Source organism: Pseudomonas sp. BP8 (assembly GCF_017875955.1).
In the GTDB taxonomy this organism is placed as follows: domain Bacteria; phylum Pseudomonadota; class Gammaproteobacteria; order Pseudomonadales; family Pseudomonadaceae; genus Aquipseudomonas.
The window spans coordinates 2,977,386-2,991,576 of the sequence record NZ_JAGINK010000001.1 but is presented as its reverse complement, the minus strand read 5'-3'; the positions used below and the strand labels follow the sequence as shown (position 1 = coordinate 2,991,576).

Annotated in this window: 9 protein-coding genes; 7 read left to right on the top strand and 2 right to left on the bottom strand. The window is 62.2% G+C overall.

The window, feature by feature from the left end:
- Nucleotides 1-74 precede the first annotated feature (74 nt).
- Entirely contained in the window at nucleotides 75-2,525 is a 2,451-nt protein-coding gene (locus tag J3B00_RS13085; RefSeq protein WP_209867908.1) for a TonB-dependent receptor, read from the top strand.
- Nucleotides 2,526-2,903: 378 nt separating this feature from the next.
- Here the strand turns inward: J3B00_RS13085 and J3B00_RS13080 are convergent, their stop codons facing one another.
- A complete protein-coding gene (locus J3B00_RS13080; RefSeq protein WP_245362797.1) occupies nucleotides 2,904-3,698 on the bottom strand; it encodes a transporter substrate-binding domain-containing protein in 795 nt (264 codons plus the stop codon).
- A gap of 209 nt (nucleotides 3,699-3,907) precedes the next feature.
- Between J3B00_RS13080 and J3B00_RS13075 the strand changes: the two genes are divergently transcribed.
- Nucleotides 3,908-5,227, top strand: coding sequence for an FAD-binding oxidoreductase (locus tag J3B00_RS13075; protein WP_209867907.1), 1,320 nt, complete (start codon nucleotides 3,908-3,910; stop codon nucleotides 5,225-5,227).
- 9 nt (nucleotides 5,228-5,236) lie between these two features.
- Nucleotides 5,237-6,010, top strand: a complete 774-nt coding sequence (locus J3B00_RS13070) for an NAD(P)-binding domain-containing protein (protein ID WP_209867906.1) — start codon at nucleotides 5,237-5,239, stop codon at nucleotides 6,008-6,010.
- A gap of 1,945 nt (nucleotides 6,011-7,955) precedes the next feature.
- Here the strand turns inward: J3B00_RS13070 and J3B00_RS13065 are convergent.
- Nucleotides 7,956-8,981 carry a helix-turn-helix domain-containing protein gene (locus J3B00_RS13065; RefSeq protein WP_245362545.1) on the bottom strand — a complete coding sequence of 342 codons (1,026 nt, stop codon included), beginning with the start codon at nucleotides 8,979-8,981 and terminating at the stop codon, nucleotides 7,956-7,958.
- 219 nt (nucleotides 8,982-9,200) lie between these two features.
- Between J3B00_RS13065 and J3B00_RS13060 the strand changes: the two genes are divergently transcribed.
- The 4 genes from J3B00_RS13060 (at nucleotide 9,201) to J3B00_RS13045 (ending at nucleotide 14,187) form a co-directional block, all read left to right on the top strand.
- Nucleotides 9,201-10,652 (top strand): aldehyde dehydrogenase family protein, encoded by a 1,452-nt coding sequence (locus tag J3B00_RS13060; RefSeq protein WP_209867905.1) that lies wholly within the window; start codon nucleotides 9,201-9,203, stop codon nucleotides 10,650-10,652.
- A 75-nt stretch (nucleotides 10,653-10,727) separates the two neighbouring features.
- Nucleotides 10,728-11,672: a LysR substrate-binding domain-containing protein gene (locus J3B00_RS13055; protein ID WP_209867904.1), complete on the top strand. Its 945-nt coding sequence runs from the start codon at nucleotides 10,728-10,730 to the stop codon at nucleotides 11,670-11,672.
- A gap of 125 nt (nucleotides 11,673-11,797) precedes the next feature.
- Nucleotides 11,798-13,054, top strand: coding sequence for an aromatic ring-hydroxylating dioxygenase subunit alpha (locus J3B00_RS13050; RefSeq protein ID WP_209867903.1), 1,257 nt, complete (start codon nucleotides 11,798-11,800; stop codon nucleotides 13,052-13,054).
- A 5-nt stretch (nucleotides 13,055-13,059) separates the two neighbouring features.
- A complete protein-coding gene (locus tag J3B00_RS13045; protein ID WP_209867902.1) occupies nucleotides 13,060-14,187 on the top strand; it encodes a hybrid-cluster NAD(P)-dependent oxidoreductase in 1,128 nt (375 codons plus the stop codon).
- Nucleotides 14,188-14,191 lie beyond the last annotated feature (4 nt).

The window sequence follows — 14,191 nt, the reverse complement described above, 5'->3', positions numbered from 1 at the left end:
TTTCTCCGCGCCCGTCCGGCCCTTGTGCACATCCGATATCAATCGTGGATTTTCCAAAGGGAACCCAGACAGCCATGCAACGACCGCACGCCGCTTTGGCACTCGCAATTCAACTGGCCTCGGTAGCAGGCATTGGCTGGTCGACGACCTCCATCGCCGCCGAGGCCAGCGTTGGTCAGACTCGCGCCTACAACGTGGCGCCAGGCACCCTGGCCGAGGCCCTGAGCCGATTTGCCAGTGTCTCGGGCCTGGCACTGTCGTTCGATGCCGCGCGGGTAAAGGGGCTGAACTCGCCGGGTCTGCAGGGACAGTACAGCGTCGACAGCGGCTTTGCCGCATTGCTCGCGGGCAGCGGGCTGCAGGTGGTACGCCAGGCCAATGGCGTCTATGTACTGGTCGGCGGGACGGACGAAAGCGGCGCGCTGGAGCTGGGCGCAACCAACGTCGATGCCCTTGGGCTGGGCCAGACCACCGAAGGCAGCGGGTCCTACACCACCGGCATCACTTCCAGCGCCACCAAGCTGCCGCTGACCCTGCGCCAGACGCCGCAATCGGTCACCGTCGTGACCCGCCAGCAAATGGACGACCAGGGCTCGCAAGACATCGGCGATGTGCTGCGCAATACCCCCGGGATCAGCCAGCAGGCCTATGACAGCGAGCGCATGGAGTACTCCACGCGCGGCTTTGCCATCACCAACTATCAGTACGATGGCATCAACACCGTCTATGACGGCGTGTACGACGAAGGCACCACCCATGTCGACATGGCTACTTTCGACCGCGTCGAAGTGATCAAGGGCGCCACCGGCCTGATGACCGGCTCCGGTGACCCCTCGGCCACCGTCAATCTGGTGCGCAAAAAACCCACCAACACCTTCAAGGGCTCGCTCAGTGCCAGCGCAGGCTCATGGGACGACTACCGCACCCAGGCCGATCTTTCTGGCCCGATCAACGACAGCGGCAGTGTCCGCGGACGCGTGGTAGGGGCCTACCAGGACCGCAAGTCGTATCAGGACCACTACAAGCAGAAGAAGGACGTCTTCTACGGCATCCTCGAAGCCGACGTCACCCCGGATACCCTGCTCACCTTCGGGATCGACAAGCAGAGCGTGACCCCGCGCGGCTCGACCTGGACCGGCAACCCGGTGTACTTCGCCGACGGCAGCCGCACCGACTTCTCCCGCAGCTTCAACCCCGGTGCCGACTGGAGCCGTCGCGACTTCGACTCCACTACCTACTTCGCGGGCCTTGAGCAAGCGCTGGCCAACGACTGGAAGCTCAAGCTCAGCCTCGACCAGAAAACCACCGACCACGACACCCGGCTGGCCTCGGCCAGTGGCGGCAACCCGGACCCGGTCAGCGGCGAAGGCATGTTCCTGTATTGGGGCCGCTGGGAAGGCCACCGTGTGCAGAACACCGCCGATATCAACCTGTCCGGGCCATTCAGCCTGGGCGGTCGGCAGCACGAACTGGTGGCTGGGGTAATGGCCTCGCACTCACGCCAGACCGGCGCCACCTTCGATACCAGCGCGTTCAGCATGGTGCCGGGGAGCATCTTCGAGTGGAACGGCAACCTCCCGGAACAGGCGTTTCCGAAAAACGGCAAGTACGAACGCACGCAGAGCCAGAACGGCGTCTACCTGGCCACGCGCCTGCGCCCGACCGATGACCTTTCGATCATTCTTGGCAGCCGCCTGAGCACCTTCAAGTACAACGAAGACTACCGCTACAACGCCGACAGCGGCACTGACGACACCCACGCCAGCTACCAGCAGCACGGCGTGGTCACGCCCTATGCCGGTATCGTCTACGACCTCGACGAGGTGTACTCGGTCTACGCCAGTTACACCTCGATCTATCAACCGCAGATCTACAAGGACATCAATGGCGCCACCCTTGAGCCGGTCGAGGGCGACGCCTATGAGGCGGGCCTGAAGGCGGCCTATCTGGATGGCCGACTCAATGCCAGCCTGGCCGTGTTTCGCATCGAGCAAGACAACGTGGCCGAGTCCATCGGCACCAACCCGATCACCAACGAGGGCATCTACAAAGCCATCGACGGCGCCACTACCCAGGGTATCGAACTGGAACTGGCAGGTGAGCTGAGCGCGGGCTGGAACCTGTCGGCAGGCTACACCTACGCACGTACCCGCGATCAGGACGAGCAGCGCATCTACGGCTACCCGTTGACCACCACCAAGCCTGAGCACGTGGTCCGGGTGTTTACCACCTACCGCCTGCCGGGCGTGCTCGACCAGGTGACCGTGGGTGGCGGCATCAGCTACCAGAGCAGCTTCTACGGGCAGATCTACAGCAACAACGTCGGCGATTACACGCGCATCAAGCAAGGCGGCTACAGCCTCGTCGACCTGATGACCCGCTACCAGTACAACGAGCACCTGAGCTTTACCGTCAACGCCAACAACGTGACCGACAAGCGCTACCTGAGTGGCCTGGGTAACTTCGACACCACCTACTATGGTGAGCCGCGCAACGTGATGCTCACCACCAGGTGGGAGTTCTGACCGGGCTCTACCGATGCTGATGCCCAGCCCGTTCAACAGGCCTTGAATGGGCTGGCGCTAACCTGCCGTCTGTCGCCTTATCATTAGCCGTCTTGCGGCTCAGCATGTCCGAGGCTAATAGTTAATTGATTAGCCTGGGGAGGCACTTAGCATGCGACCGCGTTTCGTAGTTGTTCCGGCTGTGCCTACGGAAAAGCACAGCCACCAGCGGGGTAGCTTTTTCGATACCAAGGTCGCCGTAACCGGCTTTGACCTGTACGACAATGTCGAAAAACTCAGGCTCACACCCACGTTCAACCGGCGCGCAGACGCCGAAGCGGAGTGTTCGAGAAGGAATCAGGCGGGTATCGGTTAACGGTTAACGGTTAGGTCTGGCGCTCACGGCACCGTCGCGTGGGCCTGCTGGCGGTTCCACAACTCAAGGTTGCGCGCGACCCATTGCGCGGGTAGCTCACTGGCCACCACTTCTTTCATCTTCTCTTCCAGTTGTTCACGCAAGCGGGGCTGATTGCAGGACGAATCCTGCGACAGCGCCAGGTACAAGCCTTCACTGGACACGGGTGGTTGCAGCACGTGCAGGCTCTTTTCCAAGCCCAACGTGCGCGCCAGGGCCATCCCCGGATACTGCTCGAAGATCACGTAATCATTGCGTCTGTGCAGCAGCTTTTGAAACGCCTGGCTGGCACTGGGTACAGCCTCCAGGCTCAGGTTGGCCTTAGCGTAGTCATCGAACGCCTGGCCATGGCTGTTGCTGACCAGCGTACCGCCATTGCGCCCCTTCAAGTCGTCCCAGCCCGCGTAGGCGAAGGCATCCCCCTGGCGGACCCAGACCACGCTGGGCGTGGCAAGAAACGCCGGCTTGATGAAATCCATTGATTGCTGGCGCGCCTGGGTGATGAAGTAGCCCGCGAGCATGTCAATGCGCCCCGTGCGTACCTCCTCCTGGGCGCGCGACCAGGGGCCGCTGTAGAGCACCTCAATCTCCAGATCAAGTTGATGGGCGACATGCTTGAGCAGATCGACATTGGCGCCGATCAGTTGCTGGGGGTTGTGCGGGTCGCGCCACAGGTACGGCGGGTATTCGGGGTTGCCCGTGGCGGTCAGGTGCTGACAGTCGTCCACCGCCAGCGCTAGCGTGGGCGCCAGTACCAGGCTAAGTGAGAGCAGCAACAGGTGCCCGGCACAATTAGAGTTTTGCAGGCGATACCCTCCTTGGAATGGTCCTGTACCGATAACTGAAGCTTCAGACAGTCTGGATCAGATTCGGCAGCTCGCCAGCGGATCCGAGCAGATCCGTGAAATCCTTCCATGAGTTGTCCCGTCCGTTATAGAGCGGGCCCGACTGCCAGTGCGAAAGTATACAAAAACAAGGAACCGGCAGCATGTACAGAAACACTTCAACTCCCGCTGACGACAACGGCTGCGGCTGGTTCCACCTCAGCCCGCCGCGCACACCTCGTCCCGCCCACAGCGGTCGCAGCAAGGCGCGCTGGGTGGTGCTGGGTGGCGGTTTCACCGGCTTGGCCGCTGCACGCCAACTGGCGGCGAAGTACCCGCACGACCAGATCCTGCTGATCGAAGGCCAGCAGGTCGGCTTCGGCGCCTCGGGGCGCAACTCGGGCTTTGCCATCGACCTGCCGCATGACATCGGTGCAGCCGACTACATTGGCGACCTGGCCACCGCGCGGATGAACCTCAAGCTCAACCACTTGGCCCAGGGCCTGATCCGCGGGCTGGTTGCCGAGCACGCTATCGATTGCCAACTGCGCCCAGACGGCAAGTATCAGGCGGCGGTCGAAGACAAAGGCCTGGCGGTGCTGGCAGCCTATCGCAGCGGCCTGGACAAACTCGACCAGCCCTACGAGATGATCGATGCCCGCGACGTGCCTGCGCACCTGGGCGTGTCGTTCTACCGCCAGGCGCTCTACACCCCCGGCACCCTCCTGCTGCAACCGGCGGCACTGGCCCGGGGCCTGGCCGACAGCCTGCCGGCCAACGTCACGCTGTACGAACACACCATCATCACCAGCTTGGAGCAAGGTGAGCAGATCACCTTGCGCCATGCCCACGGCGAGATCGTTGCCGACCAGGTGCTGCTGTGCAACAACGCCTTCGCCTCGCACTTCGGCTTCTTGCCGGGGCGCTTATTGCCGATTTTCACCTACGCCAGCATGACCCGCCCGCTGACCGAGGACGAACAGGCCCGGCTGGGCGGCAAGAGCACCTGGGGGATCATCCCCGCCGACCCGTTCGGCAGCACCTTGCGGCGCACCCCTGATCAGCGCCTGCTGGTACGCAACAGTTTCAGCTTCAACGCCAACGGCCAGGCCCAGCAACGCCATCTCGACCGCGCAGCGCGCCAGCACCGCGAGTCGTTCGAGCGGCGCTTTCCGATGCTTCCCCAGCTCCCCTTCGACTACACCTGGGGCGGCTCGATGTGCCTGTCACGCAATCACCTGTCGTTCTTCGGCAGCCTGGCGCCCCAGGTGCATGCAGCGCTGTGCTGCAATGGCCTGGGGATCACCCGCGGCACGGCCACGGGCACGCTGCTGGCCAATTGGCTGGCGGGCGAACGCGACGAGCTGAGCGACTTCCTGCTCAACTCTGCGGGCCCCAATCGCAACCCGCCGGAGCCATTGCTGAGCCTGGGGGTCAACCTCAACCTGAACTGGGGCCAACGGCGCGCTGGCCTGGAAGCCTAAGGAGGCATGATGCAGAGTCTGGGCATACTTGGCGTTGGCGAACTGACCGAGAAAGTCGTCCGTGGGTTGCGCCGAGGCGGCTTTGACGGGCCGATCCGGTTATCGCCGCGCAACAGCGCACGCGCCCAGGCACTGGCGGCCGAGTGCGCCTGCGAGGTGATGCCGAGCAATCAGGCGGTGGTCGATAATGCCGACATGCTGATGCTGGGTGTGCGCCCAGCGCATGTCGCGCAGTTGGCCGACGAGATCACCTTGCGATGCGGCCAGCGCTTGTTGTCGCTGGTCGCCGGCCTGCACCAGGCGACCCTGCAGGCGACCTTTCCCGGCGCCGAGTGCGTGCGCGTAATGCTGTCGTATGCCGCGCAAGTCAACGCGGCGACCGTTGTCGTCTATCCGTCCGACGAGGTCACCGAGGCACACCTCAGCCCACTGGGCACGCTGGTGGTAGTGGACAGCGAAGCTGCGTTCGAACTGGCTACCGTGGCGGCCTGCATGCACGGCTGGTTCTATTTTCTCCTGCATGACCTGCAGCACTGGTTGATGGACAAAGGCCTGCCGGCTGATCAGGCGCGCACGCTGGTGCAGGGGAACCTGCAGGATTGCCTGGCCAATGCCCGCGCCAATCCCGGGCAAAGCCTGCAAGCGCTCGGCCAGGCGATCGCCACGCCAGGCACCTTCACCGCCGCCGGCCTCGACGTGCTCAACCACCACCCCGGCAGCGCTGCGTGGGGTGCAGCGTGCGAAGTGGTGTTCGATGCGCTGCTTAACCAGGTGCCGCGCTAGGCTCGGCTCACTAACAGCGGGCATGGCTTGAGGCAGGCCTGGCCTCTTCGCGGGACAAGCCCAACAGGGTATGCGGTGGGATTGCCGACGTTGTTCTTCACCGCATCACTAATAGAACTGACGCTAACTCATTGATATAGCGAAATCCTGTAGGAGCGGGCTTGTCCCGCGAAACCGGCAGCGCCGGTGCCATACAGCACGGTGGCAGGCCTGGCCTCTTCGCGGGACAAGCCCGCTCCTACAGGGTATGCGGTGGGGTTGCCGACGTTGTTCTTCGCTGCGTCACTAACAGAACTGACGCTAACTCATTGATATAGCGAAATCCTGTAGGAGCGGGCTTGCCCCGCGAAACCGGCAGCGCCGGTGCCATACAGCACGGTGGCAGGCCCGTCCTCTTCGCGGGACAAGCCCAACAGGGTATGCGGTGGGATTGCCGACGTTGTTCTTCACCGCATCACTAATAGAACTGACGCTAACTCATTGATATAGCGAAATCCTGTAGGAGCGGGCTTGCCCCGCGAAACCGGCAGCGCCGGTGCCATACAGCACGGTGGCAGGCCCGGCCTCTTCGCGGGACAAGCCCGCTCCTACAGGGTATGCGGTGGGATTGCCGACGTTGTTCTTCGCTGCGTCACTAACAGAACTGACGCTAACTCATTGATATAGCGAAATCCTGTAGGAGCGGGCTTGCCCCGCGAAACCGGCAGCGCCGGTGCCATACAGCACGGTGGCAGGCCTGTCCTCTTCACGGGACAAGCCCGCTCCTACAGGGTATGCGGTGGGATTGCCGACGTTGTTCTTCGCCGCATCAATAACAGAACTGACGCTAACTCATTGATATAGCGAAATCCTGTAGGAGCGGGCTTGCCCCGCGAAACCGGCAGCGCCGGTGCCATACAGCACGGTGGCAGGCCCGGCCTCTTCGCGGGACAAGCCCGCTCCTACAGGGTATGCGGCAGGTTTGCCGACGTTGTTCTGCGCGGCATCACTAATAGAACTGGCGCTAACTCATTGATATAGCGAAATCCTGTAGGAGCGGGCTTGCCCCGCGAAACCGGCAGCGCCGGTGCCATACAGCACGGTGGCAGGCCCGGCCTCTTCGCGGGACAAGCCCGCTCCTACAGGGTATGCGGTGGGATTGCCGACGTTGTTCTTCGCTGCATCACTAACAGAACTGACGCTAACTCATTGATATAGCGAAATCCTGTAGGAGCGGGCTTGCCCCGCGAAACCGGCAGCGCCGGTGCCATACAGCACGGTGGCTGGCCTGGCCTCTTCGCGGGACAAGCCCGCTCCTACAGGGTATGCGGTGGGATTGCCGACGTTGTTCTTCGCTGCGTCACTAACAGAACTGACGCTAACTCATTGATATAGCGAAATCCTGTAGGAGCGGGCTTGCCCCGCGAAACCGGCAGCGCCGGTGCCATACAGCACGGTGGCAGGCCTGTCCTCTTCACGGGACAAGCCCGCTCCTACAGGGTATGCGGTGGGGTTGCCGACGTTGTTCTTCGCTGCGTCACTAACAGAACTGACGCTAACTCATTGATATAGCGAAATCCTGTAGGAGCGGGCTTGCCCCGCGAAACCGGCAGCGCCGGTGCCATACAGCACGGTGGCAGGCCTGTCCTCTTCACGGGACAAGCCCGCTCCTACAGGGTATGCGGTGGGATTGCCGACGTTGTTCTTCGCCGCATCACTAACAGAACTGACGCTAACTCATTGATATAGCGAAATCCTGTAGGAGCGGGCTTGCCCCGCGAAACCGGCAGCGCCGGTGCCATGCAGCACGGTGGCAGGCCTGGCCTCTTCGCGGGACAAGCCCGCTACAGGGTATGGCGCACGACGGTCTGGGTGGGAGCCTTGTGTCGCGATAGGGTCGCGTAGCGGCCCCGGCATGGTTAGTTTCAGCGATGAACAACCGGGGTGAACGGGTAGCGGTTGAACCTCACAGCTCCGGATCCATCCCAACCCGTTCCCCCAGACGCTCGCCATTGAAGCGCTCCACCTCATGCCGGCGCTTGCGGAAGCTGTAGGGGGTTTCGCCATACTGCTTGCGAAACCACAGGATGAAGTGCGATGCATCCGAAAATCCGCACGCCAGCGCAATTGTAGTGATGTTCTGGCTGGTATTCACCAGCAGCCGCCGAGCATGGTCCAGGCGCAACTTGCGCCAATAGTTGGCCGGGGGCTCCTGGGTATTGGCGACGAACTCGCGGTGCAACTGGCGCGGGTGCGTGCCGACCGCCTCAGCCACCGCCTTGAGCGACAACGACACATCGAGGTTGTCGCGCATGAAGGCAATGGCCCGCTCCACCCGGTCATTCTGGTAGACCTTGCCGGCCTGTTCCTGTTGGTCGGCACGGTCTTCCACCAGCAGGTATTCCAGACCCTTCTGCGCACGCACCTCGCCGCAATGGCGACGGATCAGGCTGGCGGCAAGGTCGATGGCCGTGCCGCCTGGGCAGGTAATGATGCCGCGATCATCCACGTAGCTCTTGTCGATCACCGCCGTGGCGTTGGGAAACAGCGCCTCGAACTCCTCGCGAATGGTGAAGTGCACCGCGCAGCGCCGGCCATCGAGCAGCCCGGCCTTGCCCAGCACGAACGACGCCGAACACAGCGCGATGATCGGGATATTGGCGGCATGCACATCGCGCAGGGCGTCGAGCAACCATTCGGGCGGGTTGCGCGTCTCGCCCAGCAGACCACCGGCAATCACCAGGTAATCGTACTGCGCCCAGAGGTTCAACGGCCGGGTCGGCGAAATCGGCATGCCACAGCTGGCGAGGACCGCTTCGTCGTTGCAGGTCATCCAATCCCACTGGCAATACACCTGCTCGCTCCGAAACGACTTGTCGGCGGCAAAGCGCAGTGAGTCGACCAGGCCTGCGACCGGCACCAGGGTGAACTGGTTCAGCAGCACGAAACCGACGCGAAGGTCCGGTTTTATCGCAACGGGCTGAGCGTTCAAGGGAGGATCTCCAGAGCAACCGGGGCAGTCCGGCAAACACTATTCTATGCCGCGGCCAGCGTCCGACATATCACATAAAGACGGCTATCTCGTATATTTCGGACAACGCTCACGCAGCCCGGCCACGCCATCCTATCAATTGTCATGGCCGTAATAGCGAACGGGTTGCGCCGCTCAGCATCATGCCCGGTAGACCCTACAACAGAGGATGCCTACCGCATGAACCCCATCACCAAGAGCAGCTACGTCGATGGCGCCTTCGTTTCCAGCGTGGCTGGCAGCGACCTGCTGGACAACCGCAACCCGTCCAATCCCGAAGAGCTGATCGAGCGTTTTGTACGTGCCGACCAGGCCCTCACGGAACAAGCTATCGACGCGGCGCGCCGGGCACAGCCAGGCTGGGCCAGGAGCAACCCACAGCAACGTGCCGATGCGCTGGACTTCATTGGCAGCGAGATCCTCGCCCGCCGCGAAGAACTCGCCGTGCTGCTCGCCCGTGAAGAAGGCAAGGTCGTGCGCGAAGCGCTGGGAGAGGTCGACCGCGCCGGGCGCTCGTTCAAGTTCTATGCCCAGGAAGCGCTGCGCGCAGAAGGCGAAAAGTACCAGTCGGTACGTCAGGATGTCGGTATCGACGTGTTCACCCAGCCCCTGGGGGTCATCGGCATCATCGCACCGTGGAACTTCCCGATCGCCATTCCCGCCTGGAAGATCGCGCCGGCGCTGTGCTTTGCCAACTGTGTAGTGTTCAAGCCGGCGGAGCTGGTGCCCTCCTCCGCCTGGGCGTTGGCCGAGATCATTTCCCGCGCTGGCCTGCCGCCGGGCGTGTTCAACATGCTGATCGGCCCGGGGCGCAGTGTCGGTGACACGCTGATTCGTTCGCCGCAGGTCGACGGCATCAGCTTCACCGGCTCCGAGCACACGGGCCGGCAGATCGCCCGCCTGGCAGCGGAAGGCATGAAGAAGGTGCAGTTGGAGATGGGCGGCAAGAATCCGCTGATCGTGCTGGACGACGCCGACCTCGAGCAAGCGGTCGAGGTGGCGCTCAACGGCTCCTTCTACAGCACCGGGCAGCGCTGCACGGCAAGCTCGCGAGTGATCGTCACCGAAGGCATTCATGACGCCTTCGTGGCCCGCCTTGCCGAACGTACCCGCGCGTTGCAGGTGGGCGATGCCCTGCAGGCAGCGACCGAAATCGGCCCGGTGATCGACGGGCGTCAGCTTGAGCAGAATCTTTCGTATGTGGCCAGCGGCGTCGAGCAAGGGGCGACACTTGTCTGTGGCGGTGAGCACGTCGACAGCCCGAGCGGCGGCTACTACTTCACTCCGGCGCTATTCACTGACGTGAAACCGCACATGCGCATCTACCGCGAGGAAATCTTCGGGCCGGTATTGAGCGTGCTCAAGGTACAGGGTTACCCAGAGGCATTCGCCGCCGCCGAAGACACCGCGTTCGGTTTGTCTGCCGGGATCGTCACGGCCTCGCTGCGTAATGCCGAACACTTCAAGCGCAACAGCTCGGCGGGCATGGTGATGGTCAACCTGCCAACCGCAGGTGTCGATTACCACGTGCCGTTTGGCGGCAATGGAGCGTCAAGCTTGGGCTCCAGGGAGCAAGGGACCCATGCCCGACAATTCTTCACGCGGGTGAAGACGACGTACCAACTGGCGTGATGGCATCGACCCAGGCCGCGCCCAACCTCGGTGCGGCTTGAGTCTGAATGCACTACAAAGCCCGGGAAAACAACAATGCAAACCTTAGAATCCGGCAATAAACACAAAGGCTACCGGCGCATAATCCCGTCGATGACCGCCCTCCTCCAGTTTGAATCCGTTGCCCGCCTGAAAAGTTTTACCCAGGCCGCGAAAGAACTCGGGGTCACCCAGGCCGCCGTGAGCAAACAGGTCAAAGTGCTCGAGGAGAATGTCGGCGCACAGCTGTTCCACCGCCTGCACCGCAGTATCGACCTGACCCACGAAGGCCAGGCGTTGTTTGCGATCATTTCCGAGTCACTGCAGCGAATCGCCACGGTCTTCGACACGATCAACCACGGTGGCGGCCGCAAGGAAATCACGCTCGGCGCCACTGCGTCGTTTTCGCAGTTCCAGATCATGCCCCGGCTGGCAGCCCTGCAAGCACAGATGCCCGAGCTGCAGCTGCGCCTGGCCACGCAGATGTTCACCGGCGACCTGCGCACCCAGGTCACCGACCTGGACGTGCGTTATGGCAACGGCAAATGGGTGGACGGCGAAGCCATTCTGCTGTTTGACGAAGAGATCTTTCCGGTCTGTTCGCCCGCCTGGCTGGCGCGTAATGCCATGCCCACGACCCTGGATGAGCTGGCCCGTGCGAGCCTACTGGAGGCAGACTCGACCTCGGAAGGCTGGATGAACTGGCAAGGCTGGTTCAAGGCGCTGGGGCTGAGCACCCATAAGCTGCACTACGCACTGCGCTGCAACCTGCACGCCAATGCGGTGCATGCGGCATTGCATGGCCACGGCATCGGCCTGGGCTGGGGCCGAGTGGTCGAGCACTTGTTGTGCAGTGGCGAACTGGTGCGCCTGACGCCCTTCTCCGTGCACCCTACCGATGCCTATTACGTGGTCATCCCCCACGGCCATAGCGCAACGGCCGAAGACTGGGCCGTGATCCGCTGGTTGCAGGACCGCGCGCCGTTGTCGGCATTATCCTGAGCACACTCATAACTTGAAGTAATACGACCGGTAAAAATAGGCGCATTGACGGGTTTTTTAGCCACTCTGATAATCCTCATATACACCGCATCAATACTTACAATAAAAGTGCCTGAGGAATAACCATGCGCCTTTCGCCTATTAAAACTCACCGCGAAGTTGTGTCATCACGGCAACCTGGTTTTGGCATGCCCGGTGAAGTTTTCAGTCGTCAGGATATCTTCGAAACTGACCTCGATGTGTTTTTCTCCCAGCACTGGATCGTTGTCGCGGTAACCGCCGACGTCGAAGAACCGGGCGATGTTTTCACCACCGACATCGGCAAGTCCTCGATCATGGTCTTGCGCGATGACGATGAGCAGATTCGCGCCTACCGCAACGTCTGCCGGCACCGCGGCGCCCGCCTCAAGCCAGCCGGCAAGTCCACCGTTGGCATGCTGGTATGCCCCTACCACCAGTGGACCTACGACCTCGACGGTAGCCTCAAACATGCCGCGCACATGGGCAAGGCGTTCGACCCCAAATGCCGCAGCCTGATCCCGGTACACTGCAAAGTTATCGGCACCCATGTATTTGTTTGCCTGAGTGATAACCCACCGGAAGATATCGCCGTTCAGGAAGAGGTCATGGGTGCGCGCTTTGCCCCCTACGACCTGACCAATACCAAGATTGCCTACGAACTCGACTATGTAGAGAACGGCAACTGGAAGTTGGTCATGGAAAATAACCGTGAGTGCTATCACTGCCACGGCACCCACCCTGAACTGTTGGTGTCTTATCAGTCGGAAGACCTGGGCGTCAGTTTTGAAGAAATGACGCCAGAGCAACTCGCCTCGTATGACGCTTATCAGACGCGCAAAGCCGGTATCGAAGCCGATTGGGCCAATGATGGCCATCTTTATGAAACCGTCGAACACCTGGATGACCACGCGCCGACCCAGTTCCGCACCCAACGCATGATCATTGCCGGCAGCGGCGAATCGCAGACCCTCGACACCAAGGTGGCCTGCAGCAAACTGCTCGGCAATATCACCCGCAAGGATCTGGGCGACACCCACCTGTGGGGCAACAATGCCTGGACCCACGTCATGAGCGACCACGCCATGATCAGCTGGATCATCCCGCTGGCGCCGGACCGCACCTTGGTGAGGACCAAGTGGCTGGTGCGCAAAGACGCCGTCGAAGGTGTCGACTATGACCTGCAACGCCTGACCGAAGTCTGGGTCGCCACCACTCGGCAGGATGCCGACCTGGTCGCCATCACCCACAGCGGCACCCAAGACCCAGGCTACATTCCAGGCCCCTACTCCGAGTTCACCGAACCCTACGTCGAGCAGTTCTTGCGCTGGTACAGCAATCGCCTTGCGGCGCATGGGGTTTAACCACGATGACTAAATTCGAAAACATTGCCAGCCTGCGCGCTGACCAGCGCTTCGCCGACACCGACCATTGGGCAGCGCACGGCGCCCAGTGGGAGAGCGGTGCCAGCAAACGCATCGAATGCCTCAGCGTGGTCGACGAAACCCACGACGTGAAGACGTTCACCTTCCACTGCCCGGACTACCACGCACTGGCCTACGAACCGGGACAGTTCCTCACCGTGTCGCCGCGGATCGATGGCCAGAGCGTATCGCGCTGCTACACCCTGTCGTCGAGCCCGACCCGGCCGTTCACCTTCTCGATCACCGTCAAGCGGGTACCCGGCGGCGCCGTTTCCAACTGGCTGCACGACAACCTCAAGGCTGGTGACGCCATGGCCGCCTCCGGCCCTGCGGGTGTCTTCACCCCGGTGGCGGGCCCTGCACGCAAGCTGCTGTACCTTTCGGCAGGCTCGGGGATCACTCCGCTGATGGCGATGACGCGCGCGGCGGCCGACCTGCATGCGGACCTCGACATCGTCTTCGTGCACAGCGCGCGCACCCCTAAAGACATCATCTTCCGCGACGAGCTGGCCCGCCTCGAACACAGCATGCCGCGCTTTCGCACGCTGTTCTTTTGTGAAGGCCTGGGTGATGAGCCTGACTGGACAGGCCCGCTCGGGCGCCTGTCGATCGAGCAACTTCAGCAGCGCATCCCCGATTTCATGGAGCGCTCGGTGTTCACCTGCGGCCCCAAAGGCTACATGGATGCCGCCAAGGCGATGCTGGGCAATGCTGGTTTCGACCTGGCCCGCTACCACCAGGAGAGCTTCGACATCAGTGCCGAAGTGCTGCCCGAACCGCTACCAGGCGCCGACTCCGCGCTGGTCCAGGACACCTTCAGCGTGCGCATGGCGCGCTCGGGCAAGACCTTCACCATGACCGCCCAGCAAACCGTGCTCAGCGCAGCCAAACAAGCCGGTGCGGTGGTCCCTTCTTCTTGCAGCCAGGGTGTCTGTGGCACCTGCAAGACCGCATTGCTCGAAGGCTCTGTGGAAATGAACCACAACGGCGGAATCCGCCAGCGGGAAATCGACAAAGGCCTGCGCCTGCTGTGCTGCAGTCGCCCGACTTCAGATCTGGTGATCGATCTCTGACAAA